The organism is Vibrio sp. T20, assembly GCF_007858795.1.
Taxonomy (GTDB): domain Bacteria; phylum Pseudomonadota; class Gammaproteobacteria; order Enterobacterales; family Vibrionaceae; genus Vibrio; species Vibrio satsumensis.
Window position 1 is genome coordinate 37,811 of record NZ_VFEB01000250.1, and the last position, 21,836, is coordinate 59,646.

General features: G+C 38.8%; 16 protein-coding genes and 1 pseudogene. 14 read left to right on the forward strand and 3 right to left on the reverse strand.

Features of this window, described 5'->3' with window-relative positions; genetic code table 11:
* Nucleotides 1-55: 55 nt before the first annotated feature.
* The 3 genes from FTW16_RS22650 (at nucleotide 56) to FTW16_RS22660 (ending at nucleotide 3,726) form a co-directional block, all read left to right on the forward strand.
* Nucleotides 56-1,522, forward strand: a complete 1,467-nt coding sequence (locus FTW16_RS22650) for an ATP-dependent RecD-like DNA helicase (RefSeq protein WP_146492525.1) — start codon at nucleotides 56-58, stop codon at nucleotides 1,520-1,522.
* A 427-nt stretch (nucleotides 1,523-1,949) separates the two neighbouring features.
* Complete coding sequence (locus tag FTW16_RS22655) at nucleotides 1,950-2,672, forward strand: helix-turn-helix transcriptional regulator (RefSeq protein ID WP_146492526.1); 723 nt, start codon at nucleotides 1,950-1,952, stop codon at nucleotides 2,670-2,672.
* 295 nt (nucleotides 2,673-2,967) lie between these two features.
* A complete protein-coding gene (locus tag FTW16_RS22660; protein WP_146492527.1) occupies nucleotides 2,968-3,726 on the forward strand; it encodes a hypothetical protein in 759 nt (252 codons plus the stop codon).
* A gap of 1,289 nt (nucleotides 3,727-5,015) precedes the next feature.
* Here the strand turns inward: FTW16_RS22660 and FTW16_RS22665 are convergent.
* Nucleotides 5,016-6,368, reverse strand: coding sequence for a hypothetical protein (locus tag FTW16_RS22665; RefSeq protein ID WP_186728104.1), 1,353 nt, complete (start codon nucleotides 6,366-6,368; stop codon nucleotides 5,016-5,018).
* A gap of 157 nt (nucleotides 6,369-6,525) precedes the next feature.
* Between FTW16_RS22665 and FTW16_RS22670 the strand changes: the two genes are divergently transcribed.
* Nucleotides 6,526-7,161 carry a hypothetical protein gene (locus tag FTW16_RS22670; protein WP_146492529.1) on the forward strand — a complete coding sequence of 212 codons (636 nt, stop codon included), beginning with the start codon at nucleotides 6,526-6,528 and terminating at the stop codon, nucleotides 7,159-7,161.
* Between the two features lie 73 nt (nucleotides 7,162-7,234).
* Here the strand turns inward: FTW16_RS22670 and FTW16_RS22675 are convergent.
* Nucleotides 7,235-7,738: pseudogene (locus FTW16_RS22675) on the reverse strand (tyrosine-type recombinase/integrase); the annotation flags it as partial.
* A 216-nt stretch (nucleotides 7,739-7,954) separates the two neighbouring features.
* Nucleotides 7,955-11,005, reverse strand: coding sequence for a dermonecrotic toxin domain-containing protein (locus tag FTW16_RS22680; RefSeq protein WP_146492531.1), 3,051 nt, complete (start codon nucleotides 11,003-11,005; stop codon nucleotides 7,955-7,957).
* Nucleotides 11,006-11,778: 773 nt separating this feature from the next.
* On the opposite strand from FTW16_RS22680, the gene FTW16_RS22685 reads away from it, so the two are divergent.
* The 10 genes from FTW16_RS22685 (at nucleotide 11,779) to FTW16_RS22725 (ending at nucleotide 21,654) form a co-directional block, all read left to right on the forward strand.
* A complete protein-coding gene (locus FTW16_RS22685; protein ID WP_261383514.1) occupies nucleotides 11,779-11,988 on the forward strand; it encodes a hypothetical protein in 210 nt (69 codons plus the stop codon).
* Between the two features lie 85 nt (nucleotides 11,989-12,073).
* Complete coding sequence (locus FTW16_RS25000) at nucleotides 12,074-12,271, forward strand: hypothetical protein (protein WP_409994458.1); 198 nt, start codon at nucleotides 12,074-12,076, stop codon at nucleotides 12,269-12,271.
* 3 nt (nucleotides 12,272-12,274) lie between these two features.
* Nucleotides 12,275-12,484, forward strand: coding sequence for a DUF2787 family protein (locus FTW16_RS25005; RefSeq protein ID WP_409994459.1), 210 nt, complete (start codon nucleotides 12,275-12,277; stop codon nucleotides 12,482-12,484).
* Nucleotides 12,485-12,607: 123 nt separating this feature from the next.
* Nucleotides 12,608-13,054: a DUF2787 family protein gene (locus FTW16_RS22695; RefSeq protein ID WP_146492532.1), complete on the forward strand. Its 447-nt coding sequence runs from the start codon at nucleotides 12,608-12,610 to the stop codon at nucleotides 13,052-13,054.
* An 82-nt stretch (nucleotides 13,055-13,136) separates the two neighbouring features.
* Entirely contained in the window at nucleotides 13,137-13,931 is a 795-nt protein-coding gene (locus FTW16_RS22700) for a hypothetical protein (protein WP_146492533.1), read from the forward strand.
* Nucleotides 13,932-14,027: 96 nt separating this feature from the next.
* Complete coding sequence (locus FTW16_RS22705; protein WP_146492534.1) at nucleotides 14,028-15,509, forward strand: hypothetical protein; 1,482 nt, start codon at nucleotides 14,028-14,030, stop codon at nucleotides 15,507-15,509.
* A gap of 2,189 nt (nucleotides 15,510-17,698) precedes the next feature.
* Nucleotides 17,699-18,298 carry a helix-turn-helix domain-containing protein gene (locus FTW16_RS22710; RefSeq protein ID WP_186728105.1) on the forward strand — a complete coding sequence of 200 codons (600 nt, stop codon included), beginning with the start codon at nucleotides 17,699-17,701 and terminating at the stop codon, nucleotides 18,296-18,298.
* Between the two features lie 426 nt (nucleotides 18,299-18,724).
* On the forward strand, nucleotides 18,725-19,741 hold the full coding sequence (locus FTW16_RS22715; protein ID WP_146492536.1) for a helix-turn-helix domain-containing protein: 1,017 nt from the start codon (nucleotides 18,725-18,727) through the stop codon (nucleotides 19,739-19,741).
* Nucleotides 19,742-20,180: 439 nt separating this feature from the next.
* On the forward strand, nucleotides 20,181-20,984 hold the full coding sequence (locus tag FTW16_RS22720) for an EAL domain-containing protein (protein WP_146492537.1): 804 nt from the start codon (nucleotides 20,181-20,183) through the stop codon (nucleotides 20,982-20,984).
* 286 nt (nucleotides 20,985-21,270) lie between these two features.
* On the forward strand, nucleotides 21,271-21,654 hold the full coding sequence (locus FTW16_RS22725) for a YgiW/YdeI family stress tolerance OB fold protein (protein WP_146492538.1): 384 nt from the start codon (nucleotides 21,271-21,273) through the stop codon (nucleotides 21,652-21,654).
* The last annotated feature ends 182 nt before the right edge of the window (nucleotides 21,655-21,836 follow it).

Sequence of the window (21,836 nt, forward strand, 5' to 3'; positions counted from 1 at the left end):
GATTTTTTTACACACCCATCTCATTTTCTGATACGAACCTTTCAGGAAACGAACCATGAGTCTTTTACCTTATTTTGAAAACACAACGCTGACACCAAGCCAAGAAGAGCTCGTTTTAGAACTCGACTTATTTTTAAACGATGATTGCCATTCGACATTTTTACTCAAAGGCTTTGCTGGGACAGGGAAAACCTTCATTACGCAAGGTTTAACGCAATACCTTACAGCGAATGAGCGCAAATTTACTTTAATGGCCCCGACAGGCAAAGCTGCCAAAGTCATTTCGAACAAAACCCAAATAGAAGCCATGACCGTTCATCGAGTGGTCTACAAATACTTCGATATCGATAAAGAGTTAAAGTCAGATTCAGACCCTATTGATATCGCAACGCTTAAGTCATGCCTTTCAGACAACCCAGATGCTCATAATGCGGTCTATATAATTGACGAAGCTTCCATGCTGTCAGACCAATTCAGTCAATCTGAAATTGGGAAGTTTGGTTCGGGGTATCTTCTCCAGGATTTACTGAAATACATCAATTTAGACGACTGGCCACAACGTAAAATCATTTTCATCGGGGATAACGCTCAGTTACCTCCGGTGCGATGCGTCGGCTCCCCCGCCCTAAACTTAGACGGTCTAGAAAGTTTCTACGACTTAAGCTGCACAGAAATCGAACTCACCGATATTGTCAGGCAGAAAGCCGACAGCGGCATTGTGAACAATGCGATGGAGATACGCAAAGCACTGGAAAGAGACAAACTCCCCCCAGTTCAATTGTCGGCCAATGAAAAAGATGTCCATAAACTTAAAAAAGAAGCCTTCCTCGAACAGTATTTCGTCTCTTGTGACCATAAACTTGAAGGCTGTAAAGACAGTGTCATCATTACCTACACCAACCGACAAGTCAGAGACTACAACCGTAAGATACGAGAGAGGATGTTTAAATCACACCGAGCGCTACACATTGGCGAGCAAGTTATGTGCGTAGAGAATCTCGATAGCGATGACCACTTCATCTCCAATGGCGAAATAGGCTGGGTTACCCAGATTGATTCGGAGATTGAAAAGCACATCATCGACATTCCACCGCGCGAGTGTGATGACTTTGAACCCGGAGTTGTCACTTTGGAATTCATTGAAGTCACCGTTAGATTCCTGAAAGACAATAACGAGCCGTTTGACGTTAAAAAGAAAGTGCTAAAAAACTTACTGGAAAGCCCTAGCGGCACGCTCACAACGAAAGAGCGTAAGGCTCTGCTTCTCGATTTCAAACAGCGATACAAAGCAACCCCTGAACCTAAGGAGCTTGAATTTCTAGAAGCAAAGGCCACAGATGAATATTACAACTGCCTTAAACTCAAATACGGTTATGCGATAACTTGTCACAAAGCACAAGGAAGTGAGTGGCCCCATGTGTTTGTCGATAACAACCGAGCCAATGTCCAAAGCGAACAGACCTTAAGGTGGATGTATACCGCAGTGACTCGCGCCAAACAAACCCTCTACATCAAGCAGTAAAGAACAAGCCCTAAGCATTGCTCGCTTAGGGCTATTTTTGTTTGCCTGTCCAATAATCAGAACTCAATGCTCTTACTCATAACATAAGGATGAATCGAACATATTTGTTCGCCGTTGTCCTCTAGTGTGTAGGTTAGGTCTTTAAATCGCCAATTAAGTCAATCCAAAAAAAAGACAAACATACATTACCAAGGTGAATAGGCTGAAATCATTTACTACCAACCAGCTCAGTATCTTGCACTTTGAACCTTACCTTTCAATTACGCCAACTGTGACTGATAGCAAATAAAGCAAGCCATAAAACCCATCCGGCAAGTAATGCCCGCTCAATCCGTAGCATCAGAAATTATTTTCTGAGAGCACGGCAAGTTAGTTCAATCACTCCACCTGAATAGCATTGCTTTGCCTTAACCTACAGCAGTTAGTTATGGCGACTAAACCCAACTTAAGAGACCACGTATCGCTTCTTTTTGAGCTATACAACCGCATACCACAAACTCACTCAATAACCGCACAGGAGTTACAACAACAGCTTTCCTCTATCGGCGTAGAACGAGACATTAGAACTATCCAAAGAAATCTCGACATTCTTGTACAACACCTCAACGTAGCCAAAGACACTCGCGACCGCCCTTATGGGTATCGCCGTGAAGCTTCAATACTAAATAGTTTCGGCGCTAGAGAAACCATCCTTCTTGCATTTGCGGAGCAGTGGTTAACTAACACTTTTCCAGTCGAATATCGGGCAATCATTCACTCTCTCTTCAGTGACGTCCTACAGCAGAAATCCCAAAAGCATAATACCGTTTCATTACAAGATCTGGTCTACGTAAACGAGTCTTTGATTCCAAGCATCAGCTACACCCCAATCTTCAACTCAGTCTTTGAATTGATATGCAAGGCGATGGTTGACACTAATCAACTCAAGATTGAACTTCCTGATGGCCAGCACACCATCGGACCTCTTGGCTTGGTGATAATTGAGCAAGGACTGTCTGTTATCTATTACGAGCCCAAAAATCATCAAGTCAAACATGCCGATGTATCAAACATCACGAGCGCTCACCTATCAACGTTCGATTTCAAAAGACCTAAGGAATTTTCAATAAAGGCTTACATCAAACAGGTACCAACTGAGCCACAGAGCTGAATTGAACATAACAACCGCCCTACAACGCTGTAGGGTTTCAAACTAAAAACAAGAAAAGGATATCTAAATGGCATTAACCGAACCGTTACTGACTAGCATTATCACGCCTTCCAGCCAACTAAACAGTGGCTCACTGAATTGTCCGACTTCAAAGGCAACACCATGAAAGCACTCATCGCAATCGGCATCGGACTGTCTGTTTTACTCGGTTCAAAAAGCCTCCCATTTTGGCTTGTCATCGTAGCCTTCATTTTATTTGGCGGCAAAAAATCAAACTAGTAAGTAAGGAAATCACATGAGTTTAATCAAAAAGTTAATATTAGGCTGGCTGGCTCTTTCTGTCGTTATCGGTGGATGGGCTCTTGTTACGGGAAATACGTCCGAAGAAGCAATGCTTAAGAATCAATTTGTCGGCATCTGTGAGGATGTTCTGGATGAGGCTGAAGATGATATCAACAACCAGTTACAGCTAAGGTTGTTCGAATCAGGTAAACCAGGAAAGATTCAAGTCGATGGCATCAATGAAGAAGGAGTCACAGCAGAGCGCGGCTACAACGGCGCTGCTATCGCCTGCCCATACAAACTCGACGCCAACTTTGATACAAAAGGCATCAATGTATTGACCATTGTAAAGCTTAATCCTGAGGGTGATATTATTGGAACAGAAAACATGATTAATGGCCTGCAATCCCAACCAAAGAAAACCACCAGCATTGACTCACAACGCATTTCCAAGCTTCGCGACTTAGCCAAGAACCAGATTTGCGAGACCGTATTCGAAACGAATGCGGAATTTACCAAGAATCAATTTGATACCCACATACCTAAGGCAGGTGCTATCGCTCAGATGAGTCAACAGCCAATCATCGCAGATTCACAAAGCGGCAAACCGAATGCATTCATTTGTGATTTCATACTTCAATCCTCGGTTACGGGAATAGAGCCACACATGATATTTGAAGTTGAGATTGACTCAGACCAAAACATCACCTCGGTTGTAGGTTGGCCTGATGTCTTTGATCCACAAGAGCATCTATGGTGGTCAGAGCTATAACAGCAAGTATGGAGAAATTCGTTTCCTCGCGCTTTGAAAGATATATTATTAAGAAAAACCCTTAAATTGCATAAATAGAGCCTAGTCTGGATATCCAGACTAGGCCTTGCAATACGAAGGGTACTGTAATTCTTAATTTTGGGCCCATCTCTTTACCGACCAGTGAGCGTCGTTAATCAAACGCCTTCCTGCGAACTATTAGCGTAAATCTGTAACGAACTCGAAATAACGGCGCCGTATATTTGTTCTTGGTCGCTGACAACGCACTTATGAGCCGGGTTCGGTCATTTACCACTTGATACTGGATTATACCCATAACGCACATGAAATAAGTAAGTCTCAGGAAACTCAACATCTCTAACAGGTGCAAGGTAGCTTAGGTTTTGAAATAGCATTGCTCTATCATCATGGAACTTTTCTGACAGTGTTTCATTATATTCAATGTCATATTCATCTCGAGCCAAGTCACCAAACATCCCCCCAATGTAGCCTTGGAATCACCTTGTTACTTGAGTCATACATTCATCCAGTAACTCGACCAACGTTCCACGAGTAAACATATCACCGCTCTCAGGGTTTTATGATACTCAAAGACATCACTTTTAACCAAAAAGTACCCCTTATGCTCATCATCACTACTGCATATCATCGCTATTGCTTTGTCTTTCTGATGGCAATGTTGTGCATACACATCTTGTACCTTTATAAATAGGCATTCTAATGCTTGTTTAGCAAACTGAGGCTTACCATTAAGTAAAAGCTAACTGTTGAAAACGGCACATCATTGACAAACCATTTGGAGTAGAGGTTATGAATCAATGAGAGCGAACGAGAAAAATGTGGCACTGACGCTGTGTCAATTGGTAATCCTTTGCATTCTGTTGCACTGTTGTGTGTTGGTTCATTATCGTTGAACTCAGTTGGAAAAATCATGTTGTCTTTCCTCTTAAAATTTAAATGGATGTCTTCCTTCAATAGATGAGTAGATGATGTGTTTTTTTCTGAATTAAATTTCTATTGAAATGAAATCTGAGGAAAAGTTGGGAAAGAAAAAGATTTATAATGATGTCGCATTACATGCTCCACTATCCATTATAAATCCTACCCAGTCTTCCCTGCTCTCTTAATCTAACAGACACAACCGAATCGCTTCAGTCATGCCCGTTAGGTAAAACCCCTTGTCGAAACAGAAGCTCTCTATACAATAGGGACAAATGTGTATTTTTTATTTTCAGAAAGTGATACAGCCTTTTGCATCAATATGGAAAACAACTCAAATATTCATCGAACTAGCGAGGAGTATATTCCATATTAAATAGATACAAGGTTGTCTCATTGCCTGAGCGATACACCTCCAACCGACTATCACTACGAAAACCAAGACCTTTGCCTTTCAATACCACCTCGAGAGCTTCACTGCTTTCTTTAATCATCAGCGACAAAAGGAAGTGGATAGCTTTTAGCTGGCTCAGATAACGTTGAGACTTAGAGCGTCTCCCGTAACCTTCACCCTCCAACAAATTAATAACTTGGGAAAGGAGGAAGCGTTCAAGTCCCAAATCCTTTTTTGACTCTATAAGCTCTTCAATTTCATTTTTGTATTTTTGAGAGAACAGAGAACCTACCGTAAGTGACGCCTCAAGCTTCTGGTGCCAAATAGTATCATCAATGAGGTTAGAGCGTATGAGGTTGAATGCGGCTTTCAACGATAGCCTTTGGATGTGAAATTGAGTAACCTCATCAGAAAATAGCTCACCAACAAGGCATAACGAAGCTTGCTCTTGATCTGTTTTATCACTGAATGAAGAAGATAGTGAAAAGTCTAACTCAGAACTATCACTATTCGACTTAGCCTGAATAACCCTTTCATTTGACGATTCACCCTCATGGGTATGAATGCCTTGTGCCAGCTTATTCAGTTGTCTAACTAGAGTTTGTTGATGAGTACTATCTAACTTTATTATTGTCTGAGTGATTTTCTCATGCTTTGCAGTAGCTAAAGCTGGGTGGTGTGCATTCAATAAGTATTCACTTTTACATCTTCCGATTAAAACCTTTCCCGAAAAACCTGAGTCATATTCGACAATCCAATTAGCCCTCTTTAGCTGAGAAAGTTGAGAACGATGACTATCCTTAGTGAATCGCCCTAACAGCGCACGAAAGTCCTTAATGGATTTATCTCTAACAATACAATAATCATCAGACAACACAACGAGTGTTAGTAGAAACAATTTAATTGCTGCGCGATTTGAAAACTGATTGAATGCTGCTGAATCAAGTAGGCCTCTGGCTCTTTGGTAAACGACCTCAGATAACTTTGGAAGATCACTATTCCTACTATCTAAATGCTCGTAAAAACCGCCCAGAAAAAAACACTTGATGTCTCTTTTCTTCTTATTGCTTTCACCACTATTTGTCCAATCGCCCTCTCTAGTTACAAAGTTATTCCTTTCAAGGTATCGAATACCTTCGAGGATAGCACTCACCGAAACCTTTATGTCACCCGACAGCTCTCTAACTGATATAGCTATCACGTCACCATCGCTAACACCTGCTTTATGTAACAACTTTATAATAGCAAACTTTGCTTCAGGACTAAGCCCAACGAAAGGCACTCTCGTCATTAATATCGCGTAACTCAAGCTATATCCACCCCCAAGAACACCCTGTATTTAAAATTAGCTTACCATGTCAGATTGCACATGTCATATTTAACTTGTCATATAATCCAAGTCAGGTAAATTAGATAGATAAGTACGAAACTTTCCGTTAACTATAAATTGAAATTTAGGTGGTAAAGTGTCTTCATTAAAGTGGTTAAAACCGACAAAAGAACAAGCTGAATGGTTAAAGCCATACCTTGCTAAGAGATACCCAGATATTGATATCGAGCTTTCTCGACTAGCTTTGGACATGAAAGATTATTGTGAAAATTTCAAAAAACGGGTGAATGACTTTTGGGGGGATAAGTACGAGAGAAAAGTTAAAATCGATAGAATGAGAAACAATTGGGATAAGAAAGGCAGCCGCAAGAAATCAAAAAATGGCAACCTCACGATTAGCCTACCACCTGAAATAAAGCAACAATTTTTAAATTTAAAGAAATTTCCAAGATTGGAAAACCACACACAAGCTCAACTGCTTGAAGAGTTACTTACGCATTACACCGATTTTTTTAAGCAAGATAAAGTTATAAGAACGGCAACTAGTCGAGACGATGAACGACGAAATTTAAGTATGTTTGAATCTAAAATCAAAGATTTAGAAGAAGAGCTATGTCTGAAAAACAAAGAGCTGGAAACGCTTAAATCAGAACATAAAAGTACTACTAAGATGAATTATAATGCACTGTCTATGCAAGTAAAACCTAATAATGAATCTTTAACGGATGAGCAGAAAATGACGGTTGCAAAGGCTTTTGCGAAAGCACGATAAGTAATGAAAAACATGAGTAAAAAGATGCGTTAGACTTAACGCATCAAGCGTGAACAACTGAAAATATATTTGGTTACCTGACTAAAGACACATTGGCAGTTCCCGTGACGATATAACTTCCTTGGCTACTTTGTTCAATGTGTTCGCTCCACCAGCCCATTACTTTACGCCTACGCTCTAGGTAGTCTGTTCGGTTGTATGAGCTACGTGTTTGGTTTTTGTCAACATGAGAAAGGCACGCCTCAATAACGTCATAATCAAACCCTTGCTCGTTAAGCATGGTGCTCGCTATGGAGCGTAGACCGTGAGAAACAAGGCGTCCAGCAAAACCCATATGTTTTAACGCAGTATTAGCTGTTTGGTTATGACATGGCTTTTTCGGATCTTTGTCGGAAGGAAAAATAAACTCACGATGTCCACTAATAGGCTTAATAGCTTCAAATATATCGAACATTTGGGGAGTTAAAGGTACACGCTGTTCCTTTCTCTTCTTCATGCGTTCAGCAGGGATAATCCGCAACCCATTTTCTAAATCTAATTCATCCCAGCGCGCATTACTGGTCAGAGCAGAGCTGGGTCATGGTATACAACTGCTATTCTAACTAATTTATCCAAAGGAGAATAGAAGGGAACTTCCAGTAAATAGCACCCCATGTACTTTCCAGAGTCGACAATCTATGAGTCATGTTCATTTAATTAAGAGTACCAATACCCATTTATATAAACTATCGTATCCATTAACCCAGTAACAACTCTGTTACTGGGTTATGCTTGCTTATTTTAAGGTTAGAACTTAGTTACTAAAAGATTTAGAAACAAAGAACGCTGTAAATTTGTCTGATTTCCAAGCCCATAAGTTTCCTTTTTTTATAACATGATTAAAGTATACGTCTGGGTTTTCACGACCTGAGTCGAACCAAGCTGGGTTAGTTGAATCAAGATAAGTGATTGTACCTCTATCGTTATATGCAATGAAGACGTGTCCACTAGACTGTTGCTGAAATTCTAATTCACCAGCTAAAAGTGCGTAACTGTCTTCACCTAAATTGAGTAATACTTGATCTATTTCATCTCTCGTAAGATTCCAGGTACCACGGTCTATAGAGTTAGGTAGAAGGCTTTGTTCAATTTGATATGGACTTTTGACAAATTGTGTTCCAATTAGTTCTCGAAGCTTAATCTCATACTCTTGCATAGAAAGACCACGAGGGATTTTTTTCAAATTATCATAAAAAATTTTAAAACGACTTGGTACACTAAATTCAAGGAAACGTTCATCTTTCGTTGATAAATACTGCGCTGTTCTTAATGCGCATCGTATACAACTTTCTTTCATTCTCCCTATTTTACTTTGCATAGATCTGATTTTTTGATAGTTGACCTCAGTTAGATAAATATCATCAAAAGATCGAACCTGAATATTATAAACTCCACGCTCTCTTAGATACTCACTGACAAACTGTTTATTTTCCTGATTTGTATAGATCACTTGTATCCAGTCTTCATTGAGGGGTCCTGTTAGAGTCGACTGCTCAGTTACCACATCATAAGACAATTGTTGTATACCCTTAGTATCATTAATAAATAACCCGTACATAACCGGAAAGTCTTTTGATATCTCTTCTGAAAACAAATGTTCCCAACGATTTATTATGGCATGATTTGTTACCATCTTTTGAATTGTTCTATCTAAAGTTGGAGTGGTTTCAAGCCCCAATTCTTCCTTTGATAATCCAATTTTCAACCCATTAATATCTTGTTCGCTAACTCCATTAGATCGGAGAACTCTTTCAGCTTGCACTATCTCATTTCTTGAATGGGTTAGCTCTAACCTTTTCACCGTGTACATGTTTACTGCAGCATCATATTGAGCCCCGGAATTTTCTAATCTATCAACCACAAGATTATTACGAGGAGGATGCGTCGATGCTGAGTAATTAGGGAGCCCATCATTATAATCACTCAGAGGTATCAGTCCATCATGTTCTTGTCGTACTGCTTGAGAAAACGCTTGTAAACTAGCTGAGTTCCCTCCCCAAAAATATTCGCTACCATTTGACGTCAATGTTATTTTTCTGCTATCCAGAGTATATGAAGCAGTTCGAATCTCTGATGAGGTTGTAGGTGCACCACCATATAAGCCTCCAGAACCAAGCCATTGAACTTCGTCATTTTCCGGGTTAACCGTTTTGACAATATTCTTATTGGATATTTCACGGCCTGTGTCCCACTCTATTTCTTTATATTTAGAGCCAGTCGTCCCTTTTACTGCGACGACTCTATCCTCATCTGTAAGACGAACAATAGATACTTCATCACCTGTAACAGGGTGATAAGTCACTTTAGTATCACCATGCTGAATATGCTCAAACTCATTTGGGAGTCTTGCTTTATCGAGATCTGTTGAAATATAACCAGTTGGATGTATTTCGGCTGCGGCATTTCTTAACGTCGATGCATAACTTATACCTAGGGGGATTAAGGTTGTAGCAGCTAAGAATGCACCGCCAACGGAGGCCCCAATAAGCCCATCATATCGTTCCTCTGTTGAATCGCCATTTATAGATTTATCAACTGAGATTCCCATTGAGCTTGTTGCTATTACAATTCCAACAGGTAAAGAAACTTCCGGGGCAATGAGATCCAGAAGAGGCATAAGTTTCATCAACTCATTGAGTACTTTTAGAGCATAATCCTTTTGAGCTTCGCTGTTTGAGTGGATTTTCATCTCTCCATCACTAGACAAGCGAGCCTTAGTCGCACTAACAACGCTTTCGAAAACATCACCATAAACACGTTTATCCTTATACATGATATAAGAATCACTCCAAGATTTATCTCCAATTCCTTTAAGGGCCGATTCAACACCAGAATATGTATTCCCATCTTGTCTATCGTACAACTTAAAATGACGAGCTAAATTACTTCTTTCTGTATTTTCCGAAATCAGGTTTGATATATAGCCTCTAAGTTCATCTATATTATAAAAAGGTTTAAACGGATCTTTAGAACCGGGGATATATAATAATATATCCCCATCCTCACGAGAGGATTTGATAACTAACACATCATTAGAATAATACCCATAAATATCAAGCCAATACACATGGGTCTGCTTATTGTCTTTTACAACATTCATCGCTAACTTAAACTGTGTATCAGTTAATTGCCCCTTATTGTGCATATCGAAGGCAGAATAACTATAGGCATCTTTTATTATTTGGGTGTACCTACTCGAATTCTGTTCCCAAAAAGAGTCAAGGGCATTATCATAATCTCGTTGAATATTCGAATGCCAAACTATATCGCTAAAATCACTTGATAGAATATTTACATCGTTATACTCATCGTACTTTTCGGCTTCTATTCCTTGAGTATACAAACCAGTATCGGCATCTAATTCACCAGGTAAAGCATCCCACCATTGACTAAATGTATTTAATAATGCTGCCTGAGTCATCGTAACTGATGAGGTTAACAGAGAGCGAGGATGCTCCCAACCATTATATGAACTCGAGTTTGATGCTCCACCTCTAAATGTATTAAAGTAAGTTTTGTTAGGATCGACTAATGGTAAGGACTTTCTTATTAACCCCTCTCTAATCGCTGCTTCTGAGATAGAGTTAGGATCTGGAATTGATGCCAGTATATGAGCTAGATCGGCTAGAAAGCTCGACCTCCATGCGTCAGTATAAGGATTCTCAGGCTGTTTATTTTCAACGACAAGAGTATTTCCAACACCATAGCTAGGTGTTAATACATCACCGTATATATGTGAATGCACATATATAGGGTTCACCATTGTACTAATAATTGTGACAGCAAAAAATGTTTTCTTTAGCATAAAATTGATTATTGATTATTGATTATTGATTATTGATTATTGATTATTGATTATTGATTATTGATTATTGATTACATAACGTACGTATATCCCCCTCCTTTACCAGTTAATCTTAAACCAATAGGCATAATTAACCGGAATACATTCAAACCCAAACATTTTCGCATCATATATTAATAATTGCAGTAAACACAAGTGCATATTTGATTGATTACCTATTTGTGGTTTCATTTAAGACTGAAATGAGAGTTTAAGGGAATACGACTTAACTATTAGTACGACAGCATGAAGGTGTTTGTATTAGGTAAATGGAAAGCAAAAAAACATAGTATGCTTCGTCAACTTAGAGGCTGGCAAAACAGCATACTCACAAAGATATAAACAACTATTAAAGCACTATACCTCTCTCTAGATTACCTCTAAGTTGCTAAAAGCGGTACAACGCCAGTAGCCTTCGCTACTGGCCTCCTCCTCAATTACTACATTCGATTATCAATCCACTCATCCAGTTCATGCTCCACCGATGCAGATGTTCGATTTACCCACTGAAACCTTTCTATTACTTCTTTTAACCTCATCAAGTGATTGGGATGTCCAGTTTTCGAATGGTTTGAATTCATGATGATTGCTTTTGTTGATTTCACTCAAACAAAGACGTTATGGCGCATTTTTTATCTCAACTTATTTCAGGTGGTGTCATTCACATTCGATTGAATAGTTTTTCATATCCATATCACCCCTGAGTATTCCTTTTATTGATACAAGGAGAAGATATGGAAACGCTATATACCTTCAGCGCTTCCATCACAGAGCACCAGATACTAGAGAGCCACTTAGTGAGTGGAGATTCTTTTACTCGTCCGAATGACACGAAAGCCTTTACACGCTTCAAGCTTGGAACATACGAGAGAAGTCTTTGGGGTGATGTTACTCAACAGATCGAATTTAATGAGCAGTTCTTGGGCACGATTGACAGCGCTTAAGTGTATCCACGAAAAGTGGTGAAGCGGGTGCTTGACACATTGTGGTGGGCAGTGACTGTGGATCTTTTGTTGAGAGAGGTTGGCTATGAATAGTGTTATCAAGCGACATTTCAAACTAGACCTATTCCACCAGCTTATCGAGCTATTGATTGAGCAATATGACATTCCCACAGAAACTAGACGAGTTGCGCTTAACCTTAAAGTCGCAAACTTCTACAACAACCGAAGCGGGATACAACCCATAGAGGTACAGCTTGAACGAGCTAATCCTAATGAACCCTGAGAGGTGCGATTCATCGCTTCTTTTGATTACCCAACACCAGAAGCTGAGAGCGTTGAAGTATCTCTATATTTTAACTCCAAACACCAATGGTTCTATCAACCAGGCATCCAACGAAGCGAGCTCAACATGACTGAAGTGCAGTCGCTATTCATTAGCAGGCTCTTTGTATTCACCAATCACCTAAAGGCATCACAGTTCGATACCAGACACTAACTATCGTCAGTCGATTCAAGTAGTGCTTTTTCCTTACTTCAACCATCCCAACCACATTCGATTGAAACCAATCTCAGATACATATCATCCAACCGAATAGATAGCTATTGAAAGGAAAAGACCATGAAACAACAAACACTGACCATCACAGCACCATACTCCCCCGTATTTCAAAAACTCAAAAGCTTGTTGAAAAGAAAGATAGAGCCCCTCTGCAAACAAAGCCCAACCAAGAGGGAATGTGAAAGCCTCACCATTAACTTTCGAGATACCACTTACAATGTTGATGCTGGTAGCTATTACCCGGTAGAAATCGTGCTTTTGAAAGAAGAAGAGAGCCTGTATCAAATCCAATACCTTACTGACTTTGCTTACATGTGCAACGTTTACCCAGAGCTAGAGCGTAATGTGGATTTTGATATTGCTAACAGACAAACGTTCGTTGCACCTATGGGATGGCAAAGCTGCCACGATAAATCCATTGTGGAGTTTTACTCTCTCTGGGAAGGTAACTTAGTCGCTTACTTACAAATGGAAGCTTATGACGAGATTAAAATAACGAGCAACTAAAGCTTCAATCGGTCAGATAATGACGCATCCATCATTAGCATGGTTTGTAACCCACTAACAAACCACCAGCATCGATACAATCATGACAACAAACGATAAAGCCAACGTAACCGAGCAGTTATCTCTAGCGTTTGAACTGTATCAGCGCATCCCGCAAGGGCGAAAGGCGACAGCAAATGAGCTGAAAACAGAACTAGCTAATGCAGGAATATATCGCGGCATAAGAAGCGTCCAACGTAATCTGGACGTTATCGTAGAGTACCTCGATGTAGAAAAAGATACTCGAAGTAAGCCTTACGGTTATCGCCGTAGAGCCCCTTTTTCCCCTCCATTAGGAGCAAGAGAGTTGCTTTTGCTGCAATTAGCAAAATCAATACTCAATCAACATTTACCTCAATCACTTCAGCACGCCATTGACTCTGCTTTTAGCATTTTAGACATTCAGCCACGCTCTTATACTGGAACAAAGCCCCCAAGAGGGGGAGCGTGCAAAATACTATCAATCACCAATACTTTGAATCACCCTAAGCCCATCGAAAGGTACTTTGAGCCTATTGCAGTGGCCCTTGTCCAGCAAAGGCAAATAACACTCACCCTGACCTCCGGTGATTTCGTAAAACAAGCCTCTCCAATCGGCCTCTACATGATGTCTGGCGAGTTCTATTTAACTTATAAAAACCAACTTAATAACTACCTTGACCTACCTTTGAGTGAAATCGTGGAACTGAAAGTTCTCACCTTTCATTTCGACTATCCAGAAGACTTCAACCTATTCAACCACACCTTGGCTCGCGGGCATATTTTCACTATAGCCAAGGAATCACGACCTCATCACGCCATACTAAATCACTCAAATAGTGAGGCATCAGCTAAGTAAAAACAAATGCATACCATCCTATAAAACACGTTCAAGTCACGTTTGCACTGGTGCGCATTTGCAATAATAACTTTGTTTATAAATAAGGAAAAGCAAATGAATCAACATGTTAGAACACTTTTAGCTTCAGTAATCGCCACCTCCCTTGCCGCATGCGGCGGAGGTGGAGGCTCTAGCCCTGACGGTGGAAGCGCCCCTAAAACCATGTCTGGTAAAGTCATCGACGGTTACATCTCAGGCGCTACCGTTTTTCTAGATTTAAACTTTAATGGCAAACTTGACGAAGGAGAGCCAAATGCAATCACTGGTGAGAATGGGGATTTCAACCTAGAGGTAAGCAATACCCTTTCTGAGTGCTCACAGTACGTACCAACAGTCACTCATGTTCCTGTTGGTGCTATTGATTCAGATTTCCCTGACACGCCGATTACAGAAGCGTACACCATGGTGTCCCCTCCTAGTTTTGCAATGAGCACCGATGAAGATTTACTTAACTTAACACCACTCACCTCCATCGTTTGGGACTCTGTTGAAAAGGAACTAGCAAGCACCGGAACTGCTTTATCATGCGACACCATTGTTGCGCAAGAGCATTTACGTAACGACATCACCACACGATTAGAGCAACAAGAAATTCGAGTTGCTCAACGCTATAACGTGACCATTGATGAACTCTACAGTGACTACGTAGAAAGTGGGGATACAGACTTACACCAACTTGCACAGGATTTAGTGCCGGGACTGCAAGCGTCTTACGCTGAAACCTTAGAGCTTCAAGAGGCTTACCCCGATGCTAACTATGTTTTTGTTGAATACTTTTTAGGGATGAAACGAGAGGGAAATGACGAATACGATGACAATTGGTATCGCCGTGAGTTCGTACAAGCAGAGATTGGTAACTGGCTGGAAACCATCGAAGCCATGTCTAGTGACCTTAGCTTAAAGCAGGCTCTTTACAGCAAACAATCTCAAGCCACACGCTTTACTGATGATATCGAATACGAAGAGATGGTTAGCTTTCACGCGACAAACAATTGGTCGACTGACAGTCCGGAGCACAGTTGCGGTATTAGCGAGACATACCTCCAACGCGGATCAGTAGTTTATGGTGTATCCAATACAGCGAGTGTCATGCTTAGCTCGGATTGGGATAGTTGCAAGCAACTAGATAGGGTCAATAATAATATTGCTCAGTCACTTCTAACCAAAGTCTACCATTCTGGCACCGACGCACCATATACACAATCCACTCACAGCTATAACAATGGGGCTTCATCTGGTATGGAGCATCTAATTGGACTTAGTGATGATATCGAAAAGCTTGATGGGTCCGAGCTGGATGCTCTTAACTATATAGCGACAGCTTTTGATAACAGTGAGGGGTACGGCGCTTCCTCTTGGTCTCGCGTAATGAACGAGTACACTAGCGATACGCTTAACGGTGGAGAGCAAATTGTCTCCAGTCACGATTCAGATGACACTTACACCATTTCTACCTATTACCCAAATGGCACACACAACAAGCAGTGCGGCACTTGGTCAAGTGGTGGTGACGATTTAGTGGACTGTACCAACTAAAACAGGCTGCATCACATTAAACAAAAGGGAGCGCAATGCTCCTTTTTTTTGCTTTCTTTATAATGATGTCGCATTACATGCACCACTATCTATTATAAATCCTACCCAGCTTCGTTTTGTCCCTTTTTCGTATCTTAATCCCAGTTGTTAATGCTTTATCAGTAACTTGAAAACGTAAACGATGCATCAAAATCTAACTTAAGCTTTTTCACTACCTGAACAATGACTTCAGATAGCTCCTGACTAATTCGCTGTTCGCTACAAGCAACTTCTTCAGCAAGAGTTTACAGGTAAGCTTAGAGAAAGGGCAAAGTGTTTCTAAATGAAGATTAACATCTGAGTGCTGGACACAGTGTATAGATAAGTTGGACAACAAGTGGTTTGCAATGGCTGGTTTGAAAAAATCAGAATGTATATCAGCCAATGCTCTCTTGTTTTTGCATAATTATTGAATTACCACCTATTCATAAGCATTATTTGATTGATGACGCTCCAATAGCAGATTAGAGTTATGTGCAAGCCCACCCTCCTTCCCTGAGAAAAGAAGTTCATAGTAATTATTAATAACACCATCAACACCCACGCCGAAAAATTTAACTAACCCGTTAATTCCAGGAGCAACGATACCGGTTGATGATTTGGATATCAGCCAGAACAACACCAAACGCCCGAAGTAACTAGAGCTGTCAATGATATCGATCCAACTTTTTCCGCACCATGTACATCATCAATGCTGTGTACATAGAAAAGCGATAGTAATAGTTGCTCAAATCAATTCGATGTTTCTGCAACACGCCTTGTTTAACGAGTGAGGTAAGGCTTGTCTATACCATACTTTTTGGAAAAGCAAACCATAGCGAGGACTCTTTAACCGACAAACTGTATTCAGTTCCTACCCCTTCATGAAGCAATAAATTCAACATGAAAAGTTTATCTCTCGCAGTTAAATCACTTACCCAAGTGCGGATAAAGTGGAACTCAATCAAAGCTAAACCTACAGGTATTTTTAACTTAGTGACATAACAAATAACGCCGACAAATCGCACCTAGATGTGCTCTCGCATTTCGATATACTAAGAAAAAAAGAAGGAGAATTCCTATGGCAACACTTGGAGAATAGGACGTAATCTGGCTTGAACGGTTGACTAAAAGCGAGCTTGATTGGTTAGTTTCTCATTTTGACAACTCTCAATCTCATCAAGAAAAGATCGTTCAGAGAACAAAAGGTTGAAGGCAGAAGTTGAACAGCTAAAACACAAATCCAAGCTTTACTGGAAGCCACAAAGCGTCTGGAGCTTTAATTATTCAAATAAAATTAAGAACTATTCTTTATGAGCGGCGTTCACGAATCAAATTAGAAGGTTCATTGCTCTTTAATACCAGCGATAGTAACTCTCTTTTACCATCTGCTTGTTAGAGTATAGACAACAGTTTATTTCTGCTAATTCCTACACGTAAGAGCCTAGTATCCAAAGTTCTAATCTGTCTTGATACTCAAGTATAGACGTCACAAGTGGCTCAGTTTATACACCATAGAGTGAACTCTAAGTAAGTTATCCTTAAGAAATTCAAATTCTTTGAATAATTATACTTAAAAAATCAATTGAAACACGTCTAAATTATCACACTAAAATAACAACTGAACTGCGATTTAGCGTATGACTATTTCATACCTAGCTTTGGTCGGCCCGAACAGGGCGAATACCAAGAAAACTAATATACATTCGGTTGCAACAGTCACCAAACGATAAAAAGTGAAATAATATGGCTCAAACTACCTTATTAACCTCCGACAAAGTAATCCCTTTAATACGAATTGAAACTATCGATACGCTCTTATCTATTGCCTCAACTCAATTGAACAATGGTTCAAGTTGGATAAAATACGGTAGTAAGCACCTTCCTATGAAGAAAAAAACTAGTGTACCAAGCAGAATTTATACCCGAAAACGCAACTCTAAGCTTGTTCAAATCAATATCTCTTGAAGTTAACAAAAGTGACTACATATCATATCTTAAAAATTGTGGACAAGAAATCAGTCGATATTGCTTACAATACGTAGCGGATACAGACATAACACTTGAGCACGCTTTACGATCTTTAAAGCTAGGACTACTAAATCACCCTCACTTAACGAACTTTTATATAAAAAATAACTCTAACCGACTTGATTATGTTATGGAGAACAATGGCTCGCAGAAGTCTAAATGATTATTTAGATATAAGCTTTGAACTGATAACTGTTTTTTCTTTCATTTCGTTCGTAGAATACGTGATAGGTAAACCCTGGAAGCCTCAAGCTACAACGTTTAGCTTTCCTGAATGTATATATTCAGAGATTGTAACAAGTTACATTGGCAGCAATACTGTTTATAGCAATAACAACACTTCGATAAAAATTCTAGATATTGATGCAAAAAGTAATATTAACTTTTGCTCCCTCTCCTCCAACAGGTTAAGTAGCGTAAGACGTCAAAGTATAGATCCCGCAAGCCCCTTTTCCACATCTTTAATCCTAGGTTTAGAAGCATATGTTGGTACAATAAAGCTTGAAATAAACTACATATCAGAAATTATAGGCATCGCACCACGCACACTCCAAAGACGGTTAACCCAAGAAGGTACAAATTTTAGAGAGATTAGAGATTATCTTCACATAAAATTTGCTAATCATCTTTTATCCGAAGGGGTTCACTCAGCAACTGAGATCGCTTCACTTTTAGACTACTCCGACTTGTCACATTTCAGTCGAGCTTTCAAACGCGTAACAGGTCATTCGAGTGATTAAAAGCGGTTAGATATTACATTGTTCTTCTTGGGTTTGTTACTCGTTTACCAAAATCTACGATTACCTATTTATAGTATTAATAAAGTATAGCGAATATGTAAACACACACATATGGAGCCTTGATACATGTAGAGATAACTAGCAAACACTCATGCCAAGATAGATATAACCGCTTATTAATCCAATCATACAATATATCTATCTTACTCTCTTCCCAATCAGCATACCCACATAATTAATTATTTATACTCAAAAATTCCATAATCAACTTTTTGTAACACATGTCGTAAAATGATAAACAAACCCAACTAATAAGGTTAATAATATACGGAGAAGCTGCTTATTCCAATAATGTACACCGATATTAAAATGGACACCTTATTAAAGCATGAACATAAATAATTCACGTTTAACAAGGGTTACTATATGACCAAAGTTACCTATGCAACATCTGTAATAAAAACTAAATATGCGAAAATACTTATACAAATTTTTAGTGACTATGGTCTCGACACGCACCGATTAATTGAAGATTCTTTCCTTCCTCCAAACTTAATTGAATCTAAAAGCAATTATATCCCGCAAGAAACTATTAAACGTTTAATCTTTAAAGCATCATCACAGCTGACCGTTCATCAATTTAGTGAAGCACTAAGTTTGGCTTTTAAAGACAAGATAATCCCTAATATTTTACATAATTTTTTGGAGTTTAAGACCATTGGAGACTCTCTAAAACATGTTAATTCTATTTTTTCACAAGACTCTCCTGGTAGCAATGTTAACTTCACCCGGGAATACGGGATGAGCTGGTTATCAAGAGGCACCTCCGCGAGTAAAAGCATCAACCTCCAATATGAAGAAATATTTGTGATAACTTATATTATTGAACTAATCAGAATCTTGTCACAGTCATCGTGGGAGCCAACCAAAGTTCGTTTACAAGGACAAGATAGCAACTTAATTCAATCCATCGTTCCAGAACAATGCCAGATTTTTGTCGACCAAGAATCAACCGCCGTATTGATCCCCAATGATATATTGCAGCTACCAATTCGCCTTTCATTTAAAGATATACCCCCTAAACCTAGCTCCTTAAGTTGGTCTACTAACTTCAGCGACAACGTTTGCGAGTTAATTAAGCCATATATTAAGGAACAGGATCTGTCACTCGAAGAAGCAGCCAAGTTATTCAACTTATCCATCCGGTCTTTTCAAAGGAAATTACACAAAGAAAATATGACCTACCGACGTATAAAAGAAAAATTAATAATGTCTATTGCATGTGAGTTAATTGAAGATGGCCATAGTATAACTTATATTTCTAGCCAATTAGGTTACACGAACATCTCTCATTTTTCGCGTGCATTTAAAAGAGTCAGTGGTGTCAGCCCAAAAACTTACCAATCTACTTTACCAAAGGTAAATCCAACAGAAAATCAATAGGTTATTAATTTTTAATATCCATACCTAGTTTTGGTCTGTTGAGAGCTATAATCTACTAATAGAAATTAAAACTAAAATATCAGAAAGATAGTTTCTACTTAAACACCTCATAAAAATAGAGTATTAACTTTATTATTCATTGGCTAAGCATGTCACCATGAAAAACTTCATATTAGTCAGCCCTCCTCCCTCCTTCATCCCTCTTCCTTAGAGTTTCATTATGAAGATGCGCTCAGTCTAGAGTGTTCACTTTTTACATTCCAAAGATGTTATTGGCGTAACTGCTTAATAAATTATGCATTTTTTATACAGCATACTGCCCAATATGGATAACTAAATTTAATGTTAGAACCAAAAAAAAATTTGGCGCGATATGGTAAGAGTCAAATAAGAACCTGTGCAACAATTAGTTATCAATAATTTTCAAGAAGGATAATTGATGGATACTTTAACTGAGCGCATACTTATAAACGAAATATTAGACGAACTTCTTTTGTTTGAAGCCTCTCAGGCTAATAATTTGTTTAATATTAAGTTCCAACCTATTGTTAATGGTGAGGATAGAAGTATTGTAGCCATGGAATCACTATTACGCTGGGAAAGTGATGTTCTTGGTCATGTCAACCCTGAGCTAATCATTGATTGTGCAAATAAAAACAACCAAACAAATAGACTTCACTCTATGATAATGTCCCACATCATAAGCGCTAAGCCAATCATTGACGCACACTATAAAAAAGAGCTATTTTTCTCTATTAATGTCCCAATGAGCATGCTACTCGATCTGAATGTTTTTTCATTATTCTATAAAAAATGTCGCGCCTCAAACATTAATAGTAGTGCTATTGTAATTGAAATTACAGAGAGTATTCCGGCAGACATAGTCGAGGTATCTAAAAATATCGATTTTATTCGAAACATGGGGTTTAGTGTTTATTTAGATGACTTTGGTAAAGGGTACTCTAACTTAGAATGTTTACATAACTTTAATCTTACAGGATTGAAATTAGATAGATTCCTCTCAGAGGGAATAGATGATTTATACTTAAGATCAATAGTCGAGGTAATAGTTTCAATGTGTGAGAACGAAGGCAAAACCTTGATTGTTGAGGGAATAGAAACTAAAGCTCAACTAGATACTTTTAAAAATCTAGGTTGTAAGTACTTTCAAGGCTACTATTTTTCTCATCCAGTTTCAGTAAAAGAAATTTTCAACGGATATGATTTTAACATGGCAGTCTAGCCATAAATGGTTAATTATTTATGGCCATCATGTAGATTTACCAGATTTAAATCAAGCGTGTTGGATCAAGTTAATTTCAAATAGTGATTTATATTTATAGTTTGACAATTATTTTAAGTATAGTTCTTAATGGAGAATCATTTACTGCATCAGTCGATGTAAACGAGTCTTTTTCATCTATAGAAAAATGTGAAGGCAAAGCTATTGAGATCCATGACAAACCTAACAAAACAAACATTAAAATCACGAAATTTGATTTCATTTGTGAGTTAGAGAACCGTGATCAGTGACAAAAAACAACTCGATGGTAAAATTAAAAAATCACCTATCGCTTTTAGTATGGGTTATAACTCTCATACCTACGGGTGCCTCCTCAGGTTTCAATGAACCCGATACAATAAAGAGTATAGATAATGTTCTTTCAGTAAAAGATGGCCATAATGTAGAGCTAACTGGTAGCATTATTACTTCAATTGAGTCCCCAAACAATAATCTCTATAGCTTCAGAGACAAAACAGGAAGAATTCAAATAAAAATAGAACATAATATATGGAATGGTTTAAATGTAAAACCCAGTGATAACATAATAATATTCGGAAAGGTTAACTTTGACTGGTTAGATCTAAGAATAGATGTAGACAAGGTAGAGAAGCTCCCCCATCCTGAATAAAGGTATCGGAGAGAAAATTTAATCACGTCTTACTTACTAAATTTTACACCACAAACGTATTTATTATAGCCCCCCCTTATAGATACGAGAGTTCAACATTGTTTCAATCCTTTAAAAATTGGAAGATTTGTCTGGCAAATCAATATCGAGTAAAACAGGTCACCCCCTCTGGCAGGATAGTT